At 70.8% G+C, this 22,578-nt stretch carries 20 protein-coding genes and 1 pseudogene; 5 read left to right on the forward strand and 16 right to left on the reverse strand.

Annotated features, from left to right (window positions below):
- Together AOQ53_RS06375 and AOQ53_RS06380 are read left to right on the forward strand one after the other, a co-directional pair.
- Positions 1-244: pseudogene (locus tag AOQ53_RS06375) on the forward strand (lipopolysaccharide biosynthesis protein); the annotation flags it as partial.
- The gene (locus AOQ53_RS06380; protein ID WP_236711613.1) at positions 241-1,365 is read left to right on the forward strand and encodes a GNAT family N-acetyltransferase; all 1,125 of its coding nucleotides are present in this window, start codon (positions 241-243) and stop codon (positions 1,363-1,365) included. The pseudogene AOQ53_RS06375 and the gene AOQ53_RS06380, both read left to right, overlap by 4 nt.
- A 40-nt stretch (positions 1,366-1,405) precedes the next feature.
- On the opposite strand, the gene AOQ53_RS06385 is transcribed toward AOQ53_RS06380, so the two are convergent.
- The 14 genes from AOQ53_RS06385 to iolC all read right to left on the reverse strand — a co-directional run bounded on the left by AOQ53_RS06385 (position 1,406) and on the right by iolC (position 16,763).
- On the reverse strand, positions 1,406-2,659 hold the full coding sequence (locus AOQ53_RS06385; RefSeq protein WP_059415740.1) for a glycoside hydrolase family 26 protein: 1,254 nt from the start codon (positions 2,657-2,659) through the stop codon (positions 1,406-1,408).
- 242 nt (positions 2,660-2,901) lie between these two features.
- Entirely contained in the window at positions 2,902-3,696 is a 795-nt protein-coding gene (locus AOQ53_RS06390; protein ID WP_107084000.1) for an LPXTG cell wall anchor domain-containing protein, read from the reverse strand.
- 657 nt (positions 3,697-4,353) lie between these two features.
- Entirely contained in the window at positions 4,354-4,605 is a 252-nt protein-coding gene (locus AOQ53_RS06395; RefSeq protein ID WP_148640294.1) for a hypothetical protein, read from the reverse strand.
- A 92-nt stretch (positions 4,606-4,697) separates the two neighbouring features.
- Positions 4,698-4,958, reverse strand: coding sequence for a hypothetical protein (locus tag AOQ53_RS06400; protein WP_063888866.1), 261 nt, complete (start codon positions 4,956-4,958; stop codon positions 4,698-4,700).
- A 201-nt stretch (positions 4,959-5,159) separates the two neighbouring features.
- Complete coding sequence (locus tag AOQ53_RS06405) at positions 5,160-5,420, reverse strand: hypothetical protein (protein WP_063888867.1); 261 nt, start codon at positions 5,418-5,420, stop codon at positions 5,160-5,162.
- A gap of 274 nt (positions 5,421-5,694) precedes the next feature.
- Complete coding sequence (locus tag AOQ53_RS06410; protein ID WP_063888868.1) at positions 5,695-5,952, reverse strand: hypothetical protein; 258 nt, start codon at positions 5,950-5,952, stop codon at positions 5,695-5,697.
- A 205-nt stretch (positions 5,953-6,157) separates the two neighbouring features.
- On the reverse strand, positions 6,158-6,502 hold the full coding sequence (locus tag AOQ53_RS06415; RefSeq protein ID WP_148640295.1) for a hypothetical protein: 345 nt from the start codon (positions 6,500-6,502) through the stop codon (positions 6,158-6,160).
- Between the two features lie 470 nt (positions 6,503-6,972).
- Positions 6,973-7,845: an ABC transporter permease gene (locus AOQ53_RS06420; RefSeq protein WP_059415747.1), complete on the reverse strand. Its 873-nt coding sequence runs from the start codon at positions 7,843-7,845 to the stop codon at positions 6,973-6,975.
- Complete coding sequence (locus tag AOQ53_RS06425; protein ID WP_059415750.1) at positions 7,842-10,496, reverse strand: alpha/beta fold hydrolase; 2,655 nt, start codon at positions 10,494-10,496, stop codon at positions 7,842-7,844. Before AOQ53_RS06425 ends, AOQ53_RS06420 begins: the two co-directional genes overlap by 4 nt.
- A 215-nt stretch (positions 10,497-10,711) precedes the next feature.
- A complete protein-coding gene (mmsA, locus tag AOQ53_RS06430; protein WP_059415752.1) occupies positions 10,712-12,214 on the reverse strand; it encodes a CoA-acylating methylmalonate-semialdehyde dehydrogenase in 1,503 nt (500 codons plus the stop codon).
- A 14-nt stretch (positions 12,215-12,228) separates the two neighbouring features.
- Positions 12,229-14,106 (reverse strand): 3D-(3,5/4)-trihydroxycyclohexane-1,2-dione acylhydrolase (decyclizing), encoded by a 1,878-nt coding sequence (gene iolD / locus AOQ53_RS06435; protein ID WP_059415753.1) that lies wholly within the window; start codon positions 14,104-14,106, stop codon positions 12,229-12,231.
- Positions 14,103-14,924: a 5-deoxy-glucuronate isomerase gene (gene iolB, locus AOQ53_RS06440; RefSeq protein ID WP_059415754.1), complete on the reverse strand. Its 822-nt coding sequence runs from the start codon at positions 14,922-14,924 to the stop codon at positions 14,103-14,105. Before iolB ends, iolD begins: the two co-directional genes overlap by 4 nt.
- A gap of 10 nt (positions 14,925-14,934) precedes the next feature.
- Positions 14,935-15,816, reverse strand: coding sequence for a Cgl0159 family (beta/alpha)8-fold protein (locus AOQ53_RS06445; RefSeq protein ID WP_059415756.1), 882 nt, complete (start codon positions 15,814-15,816; stop codon positions 14,935-14,937).
- Positions 15,813-16,763 (reverse strand): 5-dehydro-2-deoxygluconokinase, encoded by a 951-nt coding sequence (iolC, locus tag AOQ53_RS06450; RefSeq protein WP_059415757.1) that lies wholly within the window; start codon positions 16,761-16,763, stop codon positions 15,813-15,815. The genes AOQ53_RS06445 and iolC overlap by 4 nt, the downstream gene beginning before the upstream one ends.
- Before the next feature lie 1,028 nt (positions 16,764-17,791).
- Between iolC and AOQ53_RS06465 the strand changes: the two genes are divergently transcribed.
- Positions 17,792-17,992 carry a helix-turn-helix transcriptional regulator gene (locus AOQ53_RS06465; protein ID WP_059415762.1) on the forward strand — a complete coding sequence of 67 codons (201 nt, stop codon included), beginning with the start codon at positions 17,792-17,794 and terminating at the stop codon, positions 17,990-17,992.
- 57 nt (positions 17,993-18,049) lie between these two features.
- On the opposite strand, the gene AOQ53_RS06470 is transcribed toward AOQ53_RS06465, so the two are convergent.
- Together AOQ53_RS06470 and AOQ53_RS06475 are read right to left on the reverse strand one after the other, a co-directional pair.
- A complete protein-coding gene (locus tag AOQ53_RS06470) occupies positions 18,050-19,093 on the reverse strand; it encodes a zinc-dependent alcohol dehydrogenase family protein (protein WP_059415764.1) in 1,044 nt (347 codons plus the stop codon).
- A 103-nt stretch (positions 19,094-19,196) separates the two neighbouring features.
- On the reverse strand, positions 19,197-21,404 hold the full coding sequence (locus tag AOQ53_RS06475) for an MMPL family transporter (RefSeq protein ID WP_059415765.1): 2,208 nt from the start codon (positions 21,402-21,404) through the stop codon (positions 19,197-19,199).
- Positions 21,405-21,567: 163 nt separating this feature from the next.
- Here AOQ53_RS06475 and AOQ53_RS06480 point away from each other — a divergent pair, with 163 nt between their 5' ends.
- Both AOQ53_RS06480 and AOQ53_RS06485 read left to right on the forward strand, forming a co-directional pair.
- Positions 21,568-22,233, forward strand: a complete 666-nt coding sequence (locus AOQ53_RS06480) for a TetR/AcrR family transcriptional regulator (RefSeq protein ID WP_059415766.1) — start codon at positions 21,568-21,570, stop codon at positions 22,231-22,233.
- Between the two features lie 78 nt (positions 22,234-22,311).
- Entirely contained in the window at positions 22,312-22,551 is a 240-nt protein-coding gene (locus AOQ53_RS06485) for a heavy-metal-associated domain-containing protein (protein WP_059415768.1), read from the forward strand.
- Positions 22,552-22,578 lie beyond the last annotated feature (27 nt).

Raw genomic sequence — 22,578 nt, forward strand, 5'->3', positions numbered from 1 at the left:
CCGGCACGCCAACGACGCCAAGCGCGCCACGCACGTCGAACTCCTGCCGTTCTCCCGGGCCGTCAGGCCCACCGAGCCGTCCTCGGCGTCCCCGGCGCTGACCGGCCTGGTGGGCGCGAGCGCGGGCGGCCTGCTGGGCGGTCTCGCGCTGCTGGTCCGTCCCCGGCGCGTCGCCGCCGAGGGCGCGCGCCCGGCCACCGTGCCCGGTCCGGCCCCCGCCGCCGACGCGCAGGGGCAGCTGTGAGCGCGGTGCTGGGGACCGACGTCGGCACGCTGCGGGCCGAACTGTGCACCGACGAGCGAGAGTTCGCCGAGCTGGGCCCCGCCTGGGAGCGCCTGTACCGCAGGTGTGCCGCGGCGACTCCGTTCCAGAGCCACGCCTGGCTGCACTCGTGGTGGACGTCGTACGGAAGCCCCGGTCGCCTGCGGCTGGTGCTGGTGCGCGACGGCGGCGAACTGCGCGCGGCGGCGCCGCTGATGCGGGTCGGGCGGACGCTGCCCCGGCTCGTCCCGCTGGGCGGGGCGATCTCCGACTACGGAGACGTCCTGCTCGACGACGAGCACGCCGACCGGGCGGCACCCGCGCTCGCCGGAGCGCTGTCGGCGGCCGCCCGCACCGCACTGATCGACTTCCGCGAGGTGCGTCCGGGCGGCGCGGCCGAAAGCGTCTACGCGCACTGGCGCGGACCGCGCCGCCGGGTGCGCGACTCACTCTGCCTGGAACTGCCCGCCGTGCCGGTGGAGGAGCTGGCGGCCCGGCTGCCCGGGGCGAAGGCCCGGCGGGCGCGGGCCCACCTGCGCAAACTGACCGCGCTGGGCGTGACGCGCCGGACCGCGCCCCCCGACGAGGTGGGCGCGGCACTCGGGCGGCTCCTCGCACTGCACCGGCTGCAGTGGCAGAGCCGCGGGGTGACGCCGGAGCACCTCCGGGAACGGTTCGCCGCGCACCTCGTGCGCGCGGCCGGGTCGCTGGTGCGCTCAGGAGATGCCGTGATCACCGAGTTCCTGCTGGACGGCGAGGTGGTGGCCGTCGACCTGACGCTGCTGTCGCCACGCCTGGCGGGCTGCTATCTGTACGGCGTCCATCCGCGGCTGCGGGAGCGGAAGGCGGACATCGCCGTGATGCTGCTGGACGCGGGTACCCGGCACGCCGTCGCCGGGGAGCGCGGCACGCTCAGCCTGCTGCGCGGCGACGAACCGTACAAGCGCCGCTGGCGACCCGAGCCCGTGGTCAACCAGCGGCTGCTCCTGGCCCGGCGGCGCACCACCCCGCTGCTCTGGGCGGTCGTCTGCGAGGTCGCCGCGCGCGACCGGGGCAGGGAACTGGTGCGCGGGTGGAAGGAACGGAGCGGCGGCAGGGCCTGAGCCTTCCGCCGCCCCCGTCCGGCCGGTGGGGGCACCGGGGTCACCGGAAGCGCGACCACCAGTCGAAGCGGACGCAGAACCTTCCGCCGAGCCAGTGCTCGACCCAGTCCCCCAGGTTCAGCGGCGAGCAGTCCGGGTGGGGCGGCGCCGTCGGCACCGGCCGGGGCGTCGGCACGGGACTGGGCAACGGCACCGGCACCGGCACGGGCTCGGGCTCGGAGCGACCGGAGAGCACGGTCCGGTACACCTCGGCCGCCTTCGGGTTCTGCCGGCACTGCCACACGCCGTGCGGGCAGTAGTCGGTGATCGTGTGGTACAGCGGCTTGTGTACGTCCATCCAGGCGAGCATGCCCCGCATGTACTCCGGGTTGTCGCCGTTGCGGAACAGACCCCACTCCGGATACGAGATGGGTTTGCCGTGTTCCTTCGCGAACTCCACGTGCTTTTGCAGGCCGTACGGCTCCGTCACCTGTCCGTCGAAGGACAGCCCCTGCGGCTGGTCGTACGCGTCCATGCCGATGATGTCGACCGTGGCGTCCCCCGGGTAGCAGTCGGTCCAGGGGACGGCGTCACGCCCGCGGCTCGGTGTGAAGTCGAACCGGAACCTCTGACCCGGCACCGAGCGCATGGTGGTGACGATTCTGTTCCAGTACCTCTTCCAGGCCTCCGGGTCCGGCCCGCATCGGTGGGTGTACGTGATGCCGTTCATCTCCCAGCCGAGCACGAGGATGGTGTCCGGCACCCCCGACTCGACCAGCCGCTCGGCCAGACGGCGGTAGTGCGGGTCGAACTCCCCGGCCGCGCCTCGGCGCAGCAGGGCACGGACCTCGGCGTCGGAGAGGCCCTCCTCGTTGCGCTCCAGCATGGGCACGTTGAGGACGAACATCCGGTCGGCCCTCTCCCGGCGCCAGTTCGCCCAGGCGTCGAGGAAGCCGGGGGCGCCTTCGATGTTGCTCCAGCGGTCACCCGGCAGATAGGAGCGCCCCACGCGCGGTTGAGGGCCGTCCAGCCACCGGCTGATCTCGGCCATACGGAGCACGCCGAGAGGGCCGTAGTGGAGGTAGGCGCCGAAGGCGGGCTGTGGGTCGGGGGGTGCGGGCAGTGCGGGTGGGACGACGGGGGCCGTCGGCACCGGGACTGCCGGGACCGGCGTCGTCGCAACAGGCGTCTCGGCGGCCTCTCCCACCCCGGCGCCCACGGCGAGTCCGGGTACCTGTGTCAGGGCGGCCGACACGAGAAGACCGGCCGCGACGTACACGGCCCATCTTCTGCGGCGCCGTTGCTGAGCGGCCATGGCTGCTCCTTTTCTCCGCTCACCGGCAGCAGCCGGAGGGTGCGCTGCCACTGGTTCATCCGTATTCGCCCCGTTGACCAGTCATATGTATGCCCACTCCGTCGACTTGGTTCTCTGCCTTCACACACTCCGATCACCCGCACGAGTGAGCCACGGCCGAGGAAGTCAAGGCGGACTACGGGAAGGAGGCCGGAACGCACCAGGGTGCCGGACGCGGTACGTCCGGCACCCTGAGCGCTCTACTACCGGCGGGACGCGGCTCGGCCTCGTCGGTACAGGACGGCGCCGCTCGTCAGCAGCAGCGCGGCGACGCCGGAAGCCGCGAGCACCTGCTGGTCACTGCCGGTCTCGGCAAGAGAGGGCGGCTCGGTCGAGGGCTCGGCGTGCGGTGGGGATGACGCAGGCGGCTTTGTCGGCGGCTTCGACTCCGCCGGCGGCGTGGTGGGCGGTGACGTCGGCGGCTTAGTCTTCGCCGGCGGCTTCGTGGTCGGCGTGTCGCCGTAGCCGTCCTCCTCCTCGCCGTAGCCGCCTTCCTCGTCGCCGTGGCCACCTTCGTCATGGCCGTAGCCACTTTCGTCATGGTCGTAACCGACGTCGCCGCCATCGCCGTCGCCGACGTCACCGTCTCCGTAGCCACTTTCGTCGCGGCCATGGTCGGCGTCGTCGTCGCCGTATCCGCTCTCTTCGCCCGTGGTGGCCCGTGACGTCGACGATGCCGTCTTCACCGACGACGTGGCCGAGGACTGCGTGGCGGAGGCGACGCCAGAGCCGCCGGCGTCGCCGTAACCGGCCCCGTCGGCATCATCGCTGCCGTGGCCGTAACCGTCGTGCTCGCGGTCGTCACCGGAGTCGGAGGCCGGGCCGCTCGTGCACGAGGCCCCGGAGGACGAATCCACCTCGGTCTGCACGCCGATGGATTCGCCGCAGGCCGCGGAAACCTCGGAGTGCGATGCCGCGAACGCCTGGATACCGTACATGGGCAGGATGCTCGTCGCGGCGGCGGCCACGACCATCCCCCTGCTCAGTTTTTTGCGCATTTTCGTCGTCTTCCTGCTTGAAGGGGAAACGCCTGCCCCCGTGCCGGTGCCCACTGCGGGATGGGGGGAGGACTGGCTCTCGTCAGCCCTTGCCCCTTTTCTTACGGCTGTGTCCCGAGACGGCTTCCCGCCTCCCGTAATTCCGCCTCCACCTGATCTTCTGGCTGGTCCAGTGGTGGGATCCGGTGAAGTGCCAGTACCGACAGTCCGAGCATCGGTAGATACGGTCCGGAATCTTCCTCAGCAGTGGCTGCTTGATCAGCCAGCGCCTCGCCTCGGATTCAGTACGGAACGACGCTTTTCCTGTCTCCGGACAACGCGGCAGGATGATCACATCGGCCATCTTTCCTCCGAGGCGGGATTCAACTCACATGTCTCTTCGGCGCCAGCGAGAACCGATACTGCATCAGCAGGAAATCCCCCGGCAAGCAGGTGACACCCTTACGAACGAGTAGTCATCCAACTTCACCCGCATGGCCCTGTATACAGAAAAGAGGCAGCGGCCATCGGGAGGATGGCCGCTGCCGATACCGGGGTGAATGCGCAACACGCGTGGAAGAATCATGGCTCCGCCGACGGTTGTCTCGGCCGGCCCAGTCAAGCCGTGTCCAGATCACCGGACTCGCCCCCTGGACCAACCGCCGGACGATCAGCCTCTCATTGACGTGGACCGACATACGAGCAGAAATTGCCGAACTTCACGACGTTGTCGCCCGATGCGGTGATCGGCGCGTTGATCACGACCAAAGAGGCATTGAATGTCTGTTCACACTTCAGAAGCTGCGTGTTGCCGATGCCCGCGCCGGACGGGTCCTCACCGGCGTCGCCGACCTGAGATGTTCCGGCACCCGTGACACCGGTACTGCCGATAGCAGCGGCCATCAGCACGGCTTTCCTGAACCTGCGCATGTGTATCTCCACGGGCTGACCACAGGCGATTACGAGAGGAAACGGGCCGCGCGCCGAAGGCCCGAGGCCCGGTCCTTCACAGTGCTGCGGAATCAGTCCTCGACAGGCCCGACCACCGTGCAGAAGTTGCCGATCGCCTGGGTGTTGTCCCCGAGAACCGCAATCTGAACGGGCGCAAAGGCAAGGCCGCCGTTGAAGTCCTGGTCGCACTCCACGACCTGCAGGTTGTCGATGGCGACGCCAGACGGCTTGTCGTCCGACTTGTCCTTGTCGCAGGCGTGGGCGACTCCGCCACTGAGAGCCATGCCACCCACCATGACCGCTACGGCCGTGGCCTTCTGGAACTTGTTCATCACTTCTCCGATTTTCTTGACGCGCCCGGATCCATTACGGACCGTGCCCGGACAGATACAGACGATAACACGGGGTTCACTCAACGCCGCATTTTCGATACGCCATATGGGGTAATGACATCGAGGCAGCCGGCACGGCCAGGACGAGAAGCGGGTCTCGCGCCAAAGGGCGCGAGACCCGAACTTCGCAACGCCTTGGAATCAGTCCTCGACAGGCCCGACCACCGTGCAGAAGTTGCCGATCAGCTGGGTGTTGTCGCCGGTACCCGTAACCTGAGCGGGCGTAAAGAGGGCGCCACCGTTGAAGTCCTGGTCGCACTCCACGATCTGCACGTTGCCGAGGACGATGTCAGCCGCGTCCTTGTAGTAGTCGTGGCCGTCATCGGCGTGGGCGACCCCGCCACCGAGAGCCATGCCGCCGACCATGACCGCTACGGCCGCGGCCTTCTTGAGCTTGTCCATCACTTCTCCGATTTCTTCGTGCTCGGGCCAATTACGGACCGTGCTCGGACAGTTACAAAACATAGCACGCGGCTCGCCCGACGCGGCATTTTCCGATGCGCCATATGGGTAATGATTAGTGCTCACACCCTTCCCCTCCCTCCGGGCGCGCTCACCGGGCTACGCAGAAATACCGATCAGCCAGCAAAGCCGCGACAATAAGAGTGTCGGGAGCCAACGCAAAGCGGGTCTCGCGCCGAAGGCGCGAGACCCGACTCTTCACAGTGCCGCGGAATCAGTCCTCGACAGGACCGACCACCGTGCAGAAGTTGCCGATCACCTGGGTGTTGTCGCCGGTGACCGTGGTCTGAATAGGCGCAAAGGCCAGCCCGGCGTCGAACTCCTGCTCACACTCAACGGCCTGCAGGTTGCCGATGATGATGTCAGCCGCGTCCTTGTAGTCGTGGCCGCCGTCGGCGTGGGCGACCCCGCCACCGAGAGCCATGCCGCCGACCATGACCGCTACGGCCGCGGCCTTCTTCAGCTTGTCCATCACTTCTCCGATTTCTTCGCGCGCTCGGGCCAATTACGGACCGTGCTCGGACAGTCACAGACGATAACACGCGAGAGGCGTACCGCTGCATTTCCGGCACACCCAATGGAGTACGACTAATTGATTTATATGTGTTTATTGGATGTTGGCAGGGATGGATGGCAGGCCGACCGCGCCCGCGAGACGCCGTCGGCCTGAGGACTCGTCAGGGGGTGCAGAGCGTGGTGCTCTCACCGTCGGTCTGCAGCGTGGCGCAGGCCTGCTGAACTCTGGGCACGGTGACGGTGACGCTCTGCTGGACGCCGGCCTGCACGGTCTGCTGCAGGCTCACGAGTTCGGTGTCGCCCGCGGTGATGCGCACACCGACGGTTCGCGTGTGGCCGCATGCGATGTTGACGCTGATCGTGCTGGTCACGGCGTTGCTGACGTTCTGGATACCAACGGCACAGGGGAAGGCGTGCTGCGGAGCGGCCTGCGCGGGCGCGGCGGCCACGATCGGTGCGGAAGCCAGCAGCGCGGTGGCCGCCGAACGGAGCATGCGACGAGGCATGGGTCCTCCAACTGTCGACGAGGGCCGACCATCACCGGCCGTCGCCCCTCGATTGAGTCCCAAATGTTCCTTTGGGGGTGCTTTTCGAGGAGATGTGATCACGGGTACACCGTGTGCGCAACATTCGGCGCCGCCCAGTCGATCGTCCGGCGTTGGTGGCAAGGTGCTCCCCGCGCAGGCGTTGTCGTACGCCGTCGGCGTGGCGCCCGGAGTCCAGGGCGAGTGGAGGACAGGCGCACAGCCGATACGACAGCGGCTCGCGGACGCTCCGTTGAGCGGGTCCCGATGGTCCGGCGTGACGTCATGGTGGCTCTGGTCGGCCAGTCCGCCCCTGCACGGGTCAGCCTCACGCTCCAGCCGGGCGGCAACATCCTTGTTTCATGGGCCGGTTGCGCACTCCCGCACGCCCCGGCACCGCAGGGCCGGCGCCTGTGACGCCGAAGCACGCAGCGGATGCCCGGCTCAGGACGCTAGGACACCACGTCCTTGCGGGCGAAACCGCGGAAGGCCAGGGCGAACAGCACGAGCGCGTACGTCACGGAGATCGACGTGCCCTGGATCATGTCCGTCCACTGCAACTGCGGTTGGACGGCGTCGAGCCAGGCGTACTGCCAGTGCGCGGGCAGGAAGTGGCGCCAGTCGCCGAGGGCCGTCACCTCGTCGAGGACGCTGCCGATGATGGTCAGGAACACCGCGCCGCCGACCGCGCCGAGCGGGGCGTCCGTCCGGGTCGACAGCCAGAACGCGAGGGCCGCGGTGACCAGTTGGGACACCATGATGTAGACCACGACGATCAGCAGGCGCTGGGCGGCGGTGCCGGTGGGCAGGGTGCCGCCGGTGGGCAGCTGGAGCGGGCCCCAGCCGTAGGCGGCCGTGCCGACGACGAGGGCGACGATCGGGAGCAGGACCAGCGCGGCCAGGCTCAGGCTGAGTCCGACGGCGAGCTTGGACCACAGCAGCCGGGCCCGGGGTACGGGCGCCGCGAGCAGGTAGCGCAGGGACGACCAGCTGGCCTCCGAGGCGACCGTGTCGCCGCAGAACAGGGCGACGGGGATGACGAGGAGGAAGCCGGCGGCGGAGAAGAGGTTGACGGCGGCGAAGTTGGCTCCGGAGGCCGTCGCCGTGTCCATGAGGTTGACGCGGTTGTTGTTGCCGCCCGGGTCGCCGCCGACCTGGAAGGCGATGAGCAGGATGATCGGCAGGGCGAACAGCACGCCGCCCATGACCATCGTGCGGCGCCGCTTCAGCTGCCGGACCAGCTCCACCCGGAAGGGCAGGGTGCGGCCCGCTCGGTAGCCCTCGGCGACCTCGACGGGCTCGGCCCGGTCGGCGAGCTTGCTCATGCTTCGGCTCCGATCAGGGTGAGGAAGGCGTCCTCCAGGCGGCGGTGCGGGCCGACCGACCGTACGGGCACGTCCAGCCGTACGAGTTCGGCGACCAGGCGCTGCGGGGTGCCGTCGGCGTCGAGCTGGACCAGCAGCCCCTCGTCGACGGGCACGGCCGAGGCGACGCCCGGCAGGGCGGCGACCTTCTCGACGATCGGCTCGTCGACGGGCGTGGCCGTGCCCACCAGAAGGGTGTCGCCCGAGCCGACGATGTCCTCGACCGGGCCCGCCTGGACGAGCTTCCCGTGGTCCATCACGACCAGGTGGGTGCAGGTCTGCTCGACCTCCGCGAGGAGGTGGCTGGAGACGATGACCGTCCGTCCCGCGGCGGCGTAGCGGATCATCACCTCGCGCATCTCGCGGATCTGGGGCGGGTCGAGGCCGTTGGTCGGTTCGTCGAGGATGAGCAGGTCCGGCATGCCGAGCATGGCTTGGGCGATGGCGAGGCGCTGGCGCATGCCCTGGGAGTAGGTGCGCACCGCGCGGGCGAGCGCGTCGCCGAGGCCCGCGATCTCCAGGGCCTCCTCCATGTGCGCGTCCTCGGCCGGACGGCCGGTGGCGCGCCAGTACAGCTCCAGGTTCTCCCGGCCGGACAGGTGCGGCAGGAAGCCCGCGCCCTCGACGAAGGCGCCGACCCGGGACAGGACCGGGGCGCCGGGGGCGATGGCGTGTCCGAAGACGCGGATGTCGCCACCGTCCGGCTTGATCAGGCCCATCAGCATGCGCAGGGTCGTGGTCTTGCCGGCGCCGTTCGGGCCGAGCAGGCCGAGGACCTGGCCCTTCTCCACGCGGAAGGACAGGTCCTTGACGGCGTACCGGTCGGAGGACTTGGCGTACCGCTTGGTCAGGTCCGTGATCTGGAGGGGCACTTCGGCGAGTTCGGGGTCCGGCGGGGCGGGTGCAGCCGTGCGGCGGCGTCCCGTGATGATCAGCGCCAGGGCGATCGCGGCGCCGGCGAGCGGCATCCACCACACCCAGGCGGGCAGCGGGCCCTGTGCGTTACTCTCGCCGAGCGCCGAGGGGACCTTGAGGTCGCCCTTGAGGGAGACGGTGTACGTGGCCGGGGTCGTCGGGGAGGCATAGCCGAGGTCCGTCGAGGCGAGGACCAGGCGCAGCCGGTGGCCGTCGTCGACCTCGTGGTCGATCGCCGGGAGGGTGATGGTGACGTCCTTGCCGGCCTTGGCGCCCTCGACCCTGACGGGTGTGACCAGCTGGGAGGGCAGCACCGGCTGGGTGCGGCCCGGGCCGACGTCGTAGACCTTGGCAAAGAGCACGGCGTCGTCGCTGGTGGACTTCACGTGGACCGTGGCCGTCGGGGAGCCGGTGATCTGGACGTCGTCCCGGAACGGGGCCGACTCGAACGCGGCGAACTGGCCGGGGAAGTCGAGGGAGACCCCGACGCCGAGCGTGGAGAGCTGGCTGAGGCCGCCCGCGCCGCCGAGGCCGGGCAGGGCGGAGACGCCGGGCGGGCTGGCGCCGGGCGGGTTGTCGAAGCTCTGCTCGCGGCCGGCCAGGGCGATGGAGCGCTGCTTGCTCTCCAGGCCGGGGTAGCGGTCCGAGGTCACGCCGGTCAGGCGGGGTTCGCCGTCGCCGGAGCCGAGGCCGAGGGTGCGGGTGACGCGGAAGGCGGGGCCGGTGTCGACGCCCTTGTCGTCCTTCAGGTAGCGGTCGAACCAGCTCTGCACGCGGCCCTGGACGCGGCTCGTCTCCATGTCGCCGCCGTCGTGGCCCCCGGCGATCCAGTCGACGTCGACGGGGGCGCCGCCCGCACGGATGGCCTTCGCGGCCTGGTCGGCCTGGCCGAGCGGGAAGAGGGAGTCGGACTGACCCTGCATCAGCAGCGTCGGCACCTTGATGTTCTTGCCGACCGCGGAGGGCGAACGCTCGTCGAGCATCCTGCGTGCCTCGGCGTCCGGCTTGCCCGACTCGGCGACCCGCTCGTACATCCGGCACAGCGCGGGCTCGAACCGCTCGCAGCCGCCGCCGGAGTTGACGAAGATGCCGGCCCACAGCTTCTTGAACACGCCGTTCGGGAACAGCGCGTCGGCGAGGTTCCAGTACGTGATGGCCGGGGCGATGGCGTCCACCCGGTCGTCGTGTCCCGCCGTGAGCAGCGCGATCGCGCCGCCGTAGGAGGCACCGGCCATACCCACGCGGGGGTCGCCGGGCTTGTCGAGTTCGACCTCGGGCTGCTTGGCGAGCCAGTCGATGAGCTTCGAGACGTCGGCGACCTCGCCCTTGGGGTCGTTCAGCCCGATCTTCCCGGTCGACTTCCCGAAGCTGCGCGCCGACCAGGTCAGGACCGCGTAGCCGTCTCTGGCGAGATCCTCGGCCTGCTGCCGCACGTCGTTCTTGCTGCCGCCGAAGCCGTGGCCGAGCAGGACGGCGGGGCGGCGGCCGTCACCGCCGGAGGTGAAGTACGAGGTGTCGATACGCACCCCGTTCCCCGTGTCCAGGACCCGGTCGGCGCGGTCGACCGGGGGCACCTCGTCGGACGCGACGGCCGTCCACGTCCCCGCTCCCGCGAGCACGACGACGGCGGCCCCGGCGGCGAGGAGCCTCCGGGGCCTCCGAAGCAGCCCGTTCAGTCCGGGCAGTCGAAGATCCATGCGTCAACGGTACGGGGTCAACCTGTCGATGAGTTGTCGACCGGAGACCGAAGCGCAAGGCCTTCCAGGGGTGTACACGGAGTTTTCGGCGTACTGCGGGTGGTGTACGGGGTGGAGCTCGGGCCGTCCGGTGAGTGGCCGTCTGGGGGTCCGTTGCGGCTTGTCGCGCCCACGCGGCGGAGCTGCATATCGATTCAGCCCCGCGCCCCTGAGCCTCAGTGGTTGCGCGGGAAGCCCAGGTCCACGCCCGCCGGGGCGTCGGCCGGGTCGGGCCAGCGGGTGGTGACGACCTTGCCGCGGGTGTAGAAGTGCGTGCCGTCGTTGCCGTAGATGTGGTGGTCGCCGAAGAGCGAGTCCTTCCAGCCGCCGAAGGAGTGGTAGCCCACGGGGACCGGGATCGGGACGTTCACGCCGACCATGCCGGCCTCGACCTCCAGCTGGAAGCGGCGGGCCGCGCCGCCGTCCCGGGTGAAGATCGCGGTGCCGTTGCCGAACGGCGAGGCGTTGACGATGTCCAGGGCCTCCTCGTAGGTCTCCGTGCGCAGCACGCACAGGACCGGGCCGAAGATCTCGTCCTGGTAGGCCTTCGCGGACGTGGGCACCTTGTCGAGCAGCGAGATGCCGATCCAGTGGCCGTTCTCGAAGCCGTCGACGGTGTAGCCCGTGCCGTCCAGGACCACTTCGGCGCCCTCGGCCGCCGCGCCCTCGACGTAGGAGGCCACCTTGTCGCGGTGGACCTTCGTGATCAGCGGGCCCATCTCGGAGGAGGAGTCGTTGCCGGGGCCGATCTTGATCTTCTCGGCGCGCTCGCGGATCTTCTCTACCAGTTCGTCGCCGATCGCGCCGACCGCGACGACCGCCGAGATGGCCATGCAGCGCTCGCCCGCCGAGCCGTAGGCGGCGGACACGGCGGCGTCGGCGGCGGCGTCCAGGTCGGCGTCCGGGAGGACCAGCATGTGGTTCTTGGCTCCGCCGAGCGCCTGGACGCGCTTGCCGTTGGCCGAGGCGGTGGTGTGGATGTAGCGGGCGATCGGGGTCGAGCCGACGAAGGAGACCGCCTTGACGTCGGGGTGCTCCAGCAGGCGGTCGACGGCCACCTTGTCGCCGTGGACGACGTTGAAGACGCCGTCCGGCAGGCCGGCCTCGGCGAGCAGCTCGGCGAGCCTGACCGACGCCGACGGGTCCTTCTCGGACGGCTTCAGCACGAACGTGTTGCCGCACGCGATGGCGAGGGGGAACATCCACATCGGCACCATCGCCGGGAAGTTGAACGGCGTGATGCCGGCGACGACGCCGAGGGGCTGGCGGATCGAGGACACGTCCACGCGGCTCGCCACCTGCGTGGACAGCTCGCCCTTCAGCTGGACGCTGATGCCGCAGGCCAGGTCGACGATCTCCAGGCCGCGCGCCACCTCGCCGAGCGCGTCGGAGTGCACCTTGCCGTGCTCGGCGGTGATCAGCTCGGCGATCTCGTCGCGGTGGGCGTCCAGCAGCGCCCGGAACCTGAAGAGGATCGAGGTCCGCTGGGCCAGCGAGGACTGGCCCCAGGTGACGAAGGCCTGCTTGGCGGCGGCGACCGCCGCGTCCACCTCGTCGACCGAGGCGAACGGGACCTTCGTGGTCACCTCACCGGTCGCCGGGTCGGTCACCGGCCCGTGCGTGCCCGAGGCGCCTTCGACGGTCTTGCCGCCGATCCAGTGGTTGACGATCTTCGTCATGGCCGGGAACTCCTTCACAGATGGCGGCGTCGAGTGGAGACGTGCCGTTCGTACAGCTCACGTGCCTTGACCGCGGACGGCCGTGTCGCGGTCTCGGCCACGGGTACATCCCACCAGGCCTGCGCGGGAGGCGCGCCCGACACTGTGTCTGCCGTTTGGGTCTCCACATAGACACATGTGGGAGTGTCGGCGGCCCGGGCCTCGGCGAGCGCCTCCCGCAGGTCCCGTACGGACTTCGCGCGCAGGACGCGCATGCCGAGGCTGGCCGCGTTGGCGGCGAGGTCCACCGGCAGCGGCGGCCCCGTGTACGTGCCGTCCTCGGACGGGAAGCGGTAGGCGGTGCCGAACCGCTCGCCGCCGACCGACTCGGACAGTCCGCCGATGGACGCGTAGCCGTGGTTCTGGATGATCAACACCTTGATCGCGACGCCCTCCTGCACGGCCGTCACGATCTCCGTCGGCATCATCAGGTACGTGCCGTCGCCGACCAGCGCCCACACGGGCCGGTCGGGGGCGGCCATCCTGACGCCGATGGCGGCCGGGATCTCGTAGCCCATGCAGGAGTAGCCGTACTCCAGGTGGTACTGGTCGTACGAGCGAGTCCGCCACAGTTTGTGCAGGTCGCCCGGGAGGGAACCGGCGGCGTTGATGAGGATGTCCGACTCGTCGACCAGGGCGTCCAGGACGCCGAGGACCTGCGGCTGCGTCGGGCGGGTGTCCGGCTCGTCCACCTCGTAGCAGGCGTCGACGCGCTGCTCCCAGCGCTCCTTGTCCTCGGTGTACTCGGTGGCGTACGACGGCGGGACCCGGTGGCCGTGCATCTCCAGCCGCTCGGTCAGCTCCTCCAGACCGGTGCGGGCGTCCGCGATCAGGGGCTGGCCGGCGAGCTTGTGGCCGTCGAAGGGGGCGATGTTGAGGTTGAGGAACCGGACGTTCTCGCCGGTGAAGAGGGTGCCGGAGGCGGTGGTGAAGTCGGTGTAGCGGGTGCCGACGCCGATCACCAGGTCGGCGGTGCGGGCGAGTTCGTCCGCGGTGGCCGTGCCGGTGTGGCCGATGCCGCCGACGTCCTGGGGATGGTCGTGGCGCAGGGAGCCCTTGCCGGCCTGGGTGGAGGCGACCGGGATGCCGGTGATCTCGGCGAACTCGGCGAGCGCCTCCTCGGCGCGGCTGTGGTGTACGCCGCCGCCGGCGACGACCAGGGGCCTCTTCGCCGCGCGGATGAGCCGTACCGCCTCGGCGAGTTCCGTCGGGTCGGCACCGGGACGCCGTACGGTCCAGGTGCGCTCGGCGAAGAAGTCGTCGGGCCAGTCGTACGCCTCGGCCTGCACGTCCTGGGGCAGGGCGAGGGTGACGGCGCCGGTCTCGACGGGGTCGGTGAGCACGCGCATCGCGTTCAGCGCCGAGGGGATCAGGGCCTCCGGCCGCGTGATCCGGTCGAAGTACCTCGACACCGGGCGCAGACAGTCGTTGACCGACACGTCGCCCGCGTACGGCACCTCGAGCTGCTGGAGGACCGGGTCGGCTGGGCGGGTGGCGAAGATGTCGCCGGGCAGGAGCAGCACCGGCAGGTGGTTGATGGTCGCCAGGGCCGCGCCGGTGACGAGGTTGGTGGCGCCCGGGCCGATGGAGGTCGTCACCGCGTGCGTGGAGAGGCGGTTGGACTGGCGCGCGTAACCGACCGCCGCGTGCACCATGGCCTGTTCGTTGCGGCCCTGGTGGTACGGCATCGCGTCGGTGTGCTCCAGGAGCGCCTGGCCGATGCCGGCGACGTTGCCGTGGCCGAAGATGCCCCAGGTGGCGCCGATGAGCCGCTGCCGTACGCCGTCGCGTTCGGTGTACTGGGCGGCGAGGAAACGGACCAGCGCTTGCGCGACGGTCAGCCGGGTCGTCATCGGTAACCCCCTGTGCTCTCTGCGTGGTCCGGGTGGAAGCAGATCCGCCACTCCCGCGTCTCACCCGGACCGGCCATGACATTCAGGTAGTACATGTCGTGGCCGGGCTGGGCGATCGACGGGCCGTGCCATCCGTCGGGGACGAGGACGGCGTCGCCGGAGCGGACCTCCGTGAGGACGTCGGATCCGCCCTCACGCGAGGGGAATACGCGCTGGTAGCCGAAACCGTTCGGGCCGTCGATCTCGAAGTAGTAGATCTCCTCCAGCTCGGCCTCCTCGCCGGGCCGGTGCTCATCGTGCTTGTGCGGCGGGTACGAGGACCAGTTGCCGCCGGGTGTGATCACCTCGACCGCGATGAGCTTGTCGCAGTCGAAGGCGTCCGCCGAGGCGAAGTTGCGGACGTGGCGCAGGCAGGTGCCGCTGCCGCGCTGTTCGACGGGGACCTCCGGCGCGGGGCCGTAGCGGGCGGGGAGTTGTCGCTCGCACTTCGCTCCTGCCAAAGCAAAGCGGCCTCCCGCGCCGGAGGCGATCTGGGCCCGGGCGTCACGGGGCGCGTACGCGAAGTCGGTGACCGACGCGAACACGCTCTGTCTGCCCGAGAGGTGGAACTCTTCGTTCTCGACGCGCACGGTGCACGCGCCCGTCAGGGGCAGCACGATCCACTCGCTGTCCCCGGTGGTGAAGGTGTGGGTGCCACCCGGCGCGAGCTCCACGATCCGCAGGCTGCTGTGCGTCCAGCCGGCCCGCTTGGGGTCGATGTCCAGGACGTAGTTCACGTCGGCGGTGGTGCCCTTGGGGACGTGGAGCTCACTGGTCATGAAACGGCCCTCACAGCAGTCCTACGGCGGTGTCCACGGCGGCGGCCACGTCGCCGTCCACCGGGTACAGCAGCGACCGGCCGACCACCAGCCCGCGCACGGTGGGCAGTTGCAGGGCGCCACGCCACTTCTCGTACGCCCCGTCCTGGTCGTCGCCCACCTCGCCGCCCAGCAGTACGGCGGGCAGCGTGGAGGCGGCCATGACCTCGGCCATGTCGTCGGGGTTGTCGGTGACCGGCACCTTCAGCCAGGTGTAGGCCGAACTGCCGCCCAGGCCGGAGGCGATGGCGATCGACCGGGTGACGGCCTCGGCGGACAGGTCGTTGCGCAGCCGGCCCGCCTCGTCGCGGCGGGAGATGAACGGCTCGACGAAGACGGGGAGCCGTCGGGCGGCCATGTCGTCGATGGCGCGGGCGGTGGACTCCAGGGTGGTGAGGGAGCCCGGGTCGTCGTAGTCGATGCGCAGGAGCAGCTTGCCCGCGTCGAAGCCGAGGCGCTCGATGTCCTCGGGGCGGTGGCCGGTGAAGCGGTCGTCGAGTTCGAAGCGCGCGCCCTGGAGGCCGCCGCGGTTCATCGAGCCCAGGACGACCTTGCCGTCGAGGGCGCCGAGCAGGAGCAGGTCGTCGAGGATGTCGGCCGTGGCGAGGACGCCGTCCACGCCCGGGCGGGACAAGGCCAGGCAGAGGCGTTCAAGCAGGTCGGCGCGGTTGGCCATGGCCATGCTGCGGCCGCCGACGCCCAGGGCGCCGCGGGCCGGGTGGTCGGCGGCGACGATCATCAGCCGGCCGCTGTCGTTCAGCAGGGGCCGGCGGGGGCGGCGGGCGGCGGCCTCGGCGATCGCCTCCGGGCGGTGACTGCGGAGGTGGACGAGTTCGGAGACGTCGACGGTCACTTGACGGCCCCCGCGGTGACGGCCGCCTCGATCTCGTCCGGGGTGGGCATCGCGGACGAGCACTCCAGGCGGGAGGCGACGATGGCGCCGGCGGCGTTGGCGTGCCGCATGGTCTTCTCCAGGTCCCAGCCGGCCAGCAGGCCGTGGACGAGACAGCCGCCGAAGGCGTCGCCGGCGCCGAGGCCGTTGAGGACGTTCACGGGCAGCGGCGGGACCTCGGCGCTCTCACCGGCGCGGTTCACGGCCAGGACGCCCTTGGGGCCCTGCTTGACGACGGCCAGCTCGACACCGGCGTCCAGGAGGGACCGGGCGGCGGCGTGGGGCTCGCGCACACCCGTGGCGACCTCCACCTCGTCGAGGTTGCCGACGGCGACGGTGGTGTGGCGCAGGGCCTCCTGGTAGAAGGGGCGGGCCGCGTCGGGGTCGGTCCAGAACACGGGGCGCCAGTCGAGGTCGAAGACCGTCGTGCCGGACTTGGCGCGGTGGGCGAGGGCCGCGAGGGTCGCCGTCCGGCTCGGCTCCTCGCTCAGGCCCGTGCCCGTGACCCAGAAGACGCGCGCGTCACGGACGGCGTCGAGGTCGAGATCGTGGGCGTCGATCTCCAGGTCGGGGGCCTTGGGCTGCCGGTAGAAGTACAGCGGGAAGTCGTCCGGCGGGAAGACCTCGCAGAAGGTGACCGGGGTGGGCAGGCCGGGGACCGGGGTGACCCAGCGGTCGTCCACGCCGAAGCCCTGGAGGGCCTCGTGCAGGTAGGTGCCGAAGGGGTCGTCGCCGGTGCGGGTGATCACCGCGGTCCGCCGTCCCAGGCGGGCCGCGGCGACCGCGACGTTCGTGGCAGAGCCGCCGAGGAACTTGCCGAAGGACGTGACCTGCGGCAGCGGGACGCCCGTCTGGAGCGGATACAGATCTACTCCGATACGCCCCATGGTGATCAGGTCGTACGCCATCGGCTTCCCCTAGGTGTCGGCTCTCCCCGGCTTTGTAGTCCCCTTCCCGAAGCCCTGTCAATGTTTTGTCCGGACATTCGGACCAGATTATGACAGCGCTTTCGGCATGCCCTGGTCCGTGTCCGCCTCTTTCGGTAAGTCTTCGGCCCGAGAGGAGTGTCCGCAAAGTCCCGTCATCTTCCCGGAGGGCGGGCCCTGCGGCGTTCGGTGCGTGCTCTTGGGATACCCCCTGGCGGTGGGGGTCCCCTGCTCGAAGAGCTTGGGGGAGCGTGCCGGGCGCCGCGGGGCAGGCGGCAATTTGCGGACACCCCTGGCTGTCGGTCCGCCTCTCCAGACGGCTGCCGCGCGACAACATGTCCGTCACCCTGCCGCGCGGCAGGGTGACGGACATGTTGTCGCTGGGGGCGTCCAGGGCGATGCGGTGCCAGCGGCCGCGCGGCACGATGACGGCGGTGCCCGGCGTCAGGCCGGCCACCTCCTCCTGATCGCCCGGCCACTCCGGGCGGAGGTGGAGGCGCATCCCGCCGGCGAGGCAGGAGACGACCTCGTCCGCCTCGGTGTGGATCTCCCAGTGCCCTCGGCACACTGGAGGCCTACTGCGCCACAGGGTCTCTGCGCCGGGCCGCCGACCTGCTCCATCTGCACCACAGCAGCGTGGCGCGGCGGCTGGAACTGATCGGCAGGACGGGCTTCGAACTCACGGAGCCCGCCGGTCCGCTGCGCGCCGGTCCCGCTCTCACGGCCTGGCGACTGGTCGACGGCTGACGACCCCGCCCGGGTGCCGCGTCAAGGCGCCCCGCCGGAGCTCCGGCGAGTGCCTTTGCCCCAGCTGGGTCACAAACGTCCCCTTCCTGTCACACGTGTCGCATGTACGCGGGTCTTCCGTCACACCCCGCGCACAGGCCCTGCCCCATGTCACCGGAGCGTCGTTGTCCGGACACAGGCTTGTTGATCGCCAGCGCAGCGCCCGGCTCCCACGGACGGCCGTCCCCGGTCGCCGCCGTGGTGCGCGCGGGGAGGTGCACGTCATGACCGACCGAAGGCTCTGGTCCTACAAGGAGATCGCGGCACACATCCGGGTGCAGCCGGACACCGTGCGGTCCTACCGCAAGCACGGCCTGCTGCCTCCGCCCGACCACGTCGAGAGCGGCAAGCCCTACTGGTACGCCGACACGGTCCGCGCCTGGGTGGCTTCCAGGCCCGGCAACCGTGCCCGAAGAGGCGACTGACCTTCCCGGGCCGATCTCCTGCCCACCGTCGCGTGGGGCACGGGTGTCTTCGGGGGGTCAGCGCCACGGCTCGATGACCGTCGCGCCCGCCGGTGGCGCCGTCCCCATCGCCGCCAGCGCGGACGGCGCCTCGTCCAGCGGGATCGTGGACGTCACCAGCAGGTCGGGGCGCAGGACGCCGCCGCGGACCAGCTCCAGCATCGGCGGGTAGCCGTGCGCGGCCATGCCGTGGCTGCCGAGGAGTTCGAGCTCCAGAGCGATCGCGCGGGCCATCGGCACGGGTGTCGTGCCGGTCGGCGAGGGCAGCAGGCCGACCTGGACGTGCCGGCCGCGGCGGCGCAGGCCGTTCACAGAGGCGGCGCAGGTGGCAGGTGAGCCGAGGGCGTCGAGGGAGAGATGGGCACCGCCGCCGGTGAGGTCACGGACCGCCGCCGCCGGATCCGGCACGGCCGACGCGTCCAGGCAGTGCGCCGCCCCGAACTTCCGCGCCAGGTCCAGGGCACCGGCCACCACGTCCACGGCCACGACCCGCGCGCCCGAGGCCGCAGCGATCATCACCGCCGACAGCCCGACCCCGCCGCAGCCGTGCACCGCCACCCACTCCCCCGCCGCGACCCGGCCCTGCCGCACCACCGCCCGGTACGCCGTGGCGAACCGGCAGCCGAGGGAGGCCGCCGTCGCGAACGACAGCTCTCCGGGAATCGCCACGAGGTTGACGTCGGCGTGGTCCAGGGCCACGTACTGGGCGAAGGAACCCCAGTGCGAGAAGCCGGGCTGGGTCTGCCGCTCGCACACCTGGTGGTCACCCGCCGCACAGGACGGGCAGGTGCCGCAGGCGCAGATGAACGGCACGGTGACCCGGTCACCGGGCCGCCAGCGGGCCACCCGGTCGCCCACCGCCTCGACGACCCCGGCGAGTTCATGCCCCGGCACGTGCGGCAGCACGATGTCCGGGTCGTGGCCCTGCCAGCCGTGCCAGTCGCTGCGGCACAGCCCCGTGGCCTCGACCCGCACGACGACCCCGTGCTCCGCGGGCTCCGGATCAGCGACGTCCCGCACCTCGGCCGGCTCCCCGTACCGCTCGAACACCACGGCCCGCATGTTCTACCCGCCCTCCGTTCGCGTCCGGGGTCGCCGGGTGTCCTGGCACCCCGGGCAGTCAGCGTCTCGGGGAACGCTAGCCCGTGTCCTGCGGGCCTGTGCTTCAGCCCGGGGCTCCGACCTTGCCCCTGGCCGGTTGCGGTGCTCTGGCCGGTTCCTGGTCCGACTCGCTCAGGCCGAAGCGTTCGTGGAAGCGGCGCAGGGGGCCCGGGGCCCACCAGGTGGCGCGGCCGGTGAGGCGCATGACCGCGGGGACCAGGAGGCTGCGGACGATCATGGCGTCCATCAGGACCGCCAGGGCGATGCCCAGGCCGAGCATCTTGGTGTTGGTGACCCGGGACGTGCCGATCGCGACCATGACCACGGCCAGGATGACCGCCGCCGCCGTGATCAGCCCGCCGGTGCGCTGGAGTCCGTGGCGGACGGCCTGGTCGTGGTCGCCGGTGTGGTCGTACTCCTCCTTGATGCGGGAGAGCAGGAACACGCCGTAGTCCATGGACAGGCCGAAGGCCACGCAGAACATCAGGACCGGGAGGGTCGTCTCGATGGAGCCGGGGCTGGTGAAGCCGAGCAGGCCGGAGAGGTGGCCGTCCTGGAAGATCCAGACGACCGCGCCGAACATGGCCGTCAGACTGAGCGCGTTGAGCACGACCGCCTGAATCGGTACCAGCACGCTGCCCGTGAGGAGGAAGACCAGGAGCAGTGTGACGATCGTGATGAAGACAGCCGCGAGCGGCAGGCGTTCGCCTATGGCGTCCTTGGAGTCGACCAGGACGGCCGCCGTGCCGGTCACCTTGGTGTCGAAGGGGGCCCGGACCTCGCGCAGTTCGCCGACCAGGCGCTGGGCCGGTTCGTCGACCGCCTCACCCTTCGGCAGCACCGTGAAGTACGCCGAGTCGCCCTTCACCAGCGGCCCGTCGACCCGCAGCACATCGGGCAGTCCGGCGACCCGCTCCTTGTAGGCGCCGTACTGCGCCTCGGTCGCACGGCCCTCGGCGAGCACGTCCAGGCCGCCGCCGGGGCTGCCCGGGAAACCCTCCCTGATGTGCTGCTGCACGACATGGGACTCCGACGTCGAGGGCAGCTGGCGGTCGTCGGCGGTGCCGAACTTGACGCCCAGGAAGGGCAGTCCGAGCAGGACGAGGACGGCTGTGGTGCCCAGGGCGAAGAAGGGGGCGCGGCGCATGACGAGCGACGCCGAGCGCGCCCAGGCCCTGCCCTCCTCCCCGGCGGGCTTCGGCCGCTGTCCGCGCCGGAACACGCGGCGCAGGTCCAGGGAGTTGACCCGGTGTCCCAGCAGCATCAGCGCCGCCGGGAGCAGGATCAGGGCGGCGGCCGCGGCCAGCAGCACCACGGCGATCCCGGCGTAGGCGAAGGACCGCAGGAAGTACTGCGGGAAGACCAGCATCGCCGCCAGGGACACCGCGACCGTGAGGGCGGAGAACAGCACCGTGCGGCCGGCGGTGCGCAGCGTCGTGCCGATCGCGGTCAGGGGCTCGGCCCCGGTGGACAGCTCCTCGCGGAAGCGACGGACGATGAACAGCGCGTAGTCGACGGCGAGGCCGAGGCCGAGGGCCGTGGTCAGGTTGATCGCGAACACGGACACGTCGGTGAGCTCAGTGAGGCCGCGCAGGATCGCGTTCGTCCCGAGGATGGCGACGATGCCGATGCCGAGTGGCAGCAGGGCCGCGACGGCGCTGCCGAAGACCATCACCAGCAGCACGAGCGTCACCGGCAGGGCGATGAGCTCGGCCCGCGTCAGGTCCTCCTGGATGATCGCCTGCATCTCGTGCCGCACGGCGACCGGGCCGCCGACGGTGACCTCCACCGGGCCGTGCACGCCGCGGTAGTGGGGCGCGATGCGCTCCAGGGTCTCGCCGGCGGTCTTCTCGTCGCCCGTGATGCGGGCGGCTATCAGCGCCTCATGACCGTCTTCGGCGCGCAGGGCCGGGGTGCCGGACTGCCAGTAGGAGCCGACGCCGGTGACGCCCTTCTCGTTCGCCAGTCGCTCGGCGAGACGCTCGGCCCGGGCGGCGACGGCCGGGTCGTCGACCGAGGCGTCGCCCGCGTCGAGCAGGAGCAGCAGGTTGGGCTGGGAGCCGGGGAACTCGCGCTCCAGGGCCTTGGTCGCGTATGTGGACTCGGCGGCCGGGTCCTCCCAGCCGCCGGCGCCGAGCCGGTCGGCGACGCCGCCGCCGGCCAGCACCGCGAGGGCGGTGAGGACCAGCGCCACGAGCAGCGACCGTCTGGGCCGGGCCGTCACGAAGCGGGTCCAGGCTCCGACGCGTGGTGGTGTGTTGACTTCGGTCATCGTGCGGTGTCCCCTTCACCGTGACCCGTGTCCAGGCGCAGCCCGACAGCACGGGGCTGCCGTAAACTGGCAAACACGAGAGATCGCTCGCATTTCTGCCGACTCCAGAATGCGAGCGACCGCTCGCGTTTGTCAATCGCGTTCTGAGACCTGGGGATAACGCGTGCCCGAGAAGACCGAGAAACCCGGAACAGAGACGACGGCGGCGGCCGAGGACCGGCCACGCCGCCGCCAGGCGCGCGGCGAGCGCCGGATCGCCCAGCTCCTCGACGCCGCCGCCACCGTCTTCTCCACGACCGGCTACACGGCCGCCAGCACCAACGCCATCGCCCGCGAGGCAGGCGTCTCACCGGGGACGCTGTACCAGTTCTTCCCGAACAAGGAAGCGATCGCGATCGAGCTGGGCAGTCGGCTCATGCACGAGATGCGGCAGTCCTACGACGAGGTCCTCGCCCCGATCGACCCGGCGGCGACCCCGATCGAGGACGTGATCGCCGGGACCGTCGACCGCTTCATCGAGTTCAACTGCCGGCACCCGGCCTTCTTCGCGCTGATGCACGGCTCCGACATCCCGGGACGCATCGCCGAGGAGCACGACGCGCTGCACCGCACGCTGGCCGCCCGGGTCGAGGCGCTCCTCGCCCCGTTCACCCCCGGCGTCCCCGCCCCGGCCGTCGCCCGCACCGCCCAGATGTGCGTCGGCATCTACAAGGCGGGCCTGGAGTTGGTCCTGGCCCACGAGGGCGCCGAACGCGAGGCCTACGTCCAGGAGCTGAAGGACGCCCTCCTGCGCTACCTGCGACCGGTGGTCGGGGACGTCGTGGACTGATACCCCCTAGGGGTACAGTTGGTGTGTGCGGGCCTCACAGGTCCCCATTGCCCCACGGCCTCGACGAGGAGTAACGACATGACCGCCCAGACCGACACCACGGGCCCCGTCACCACCGTCTACAAGGTGAGCGGCATGAGCTGCGGACACTGCGAGGGCGCCGTCTCCGGCGAGATCTCCCAGATCTCCGGCGTCAGTTCGGTGACGGCCGTCGCCTCGACCGGCGAGGTCACCGTCGTCTCAGCCACCCCGCTCGACGACGAGGCCGTACGCGCCGCCGTCGACGAGGCCGGCTACGAGCTGGCCGGGAAGGCCTGAGCCGGCTCCAAGAGCCCCACCCGGCTC

Origin of the sequence: Streptomyces azureus (assembly GCF_001270025.1) — a bacterium.
Classification (GTDB): domain Bacteria; phylum Actinomycetota; class Actinomycetes; order Streptomycetales; family Streptomycetaceae; genus Streptomyces; species Streptomyces azureus.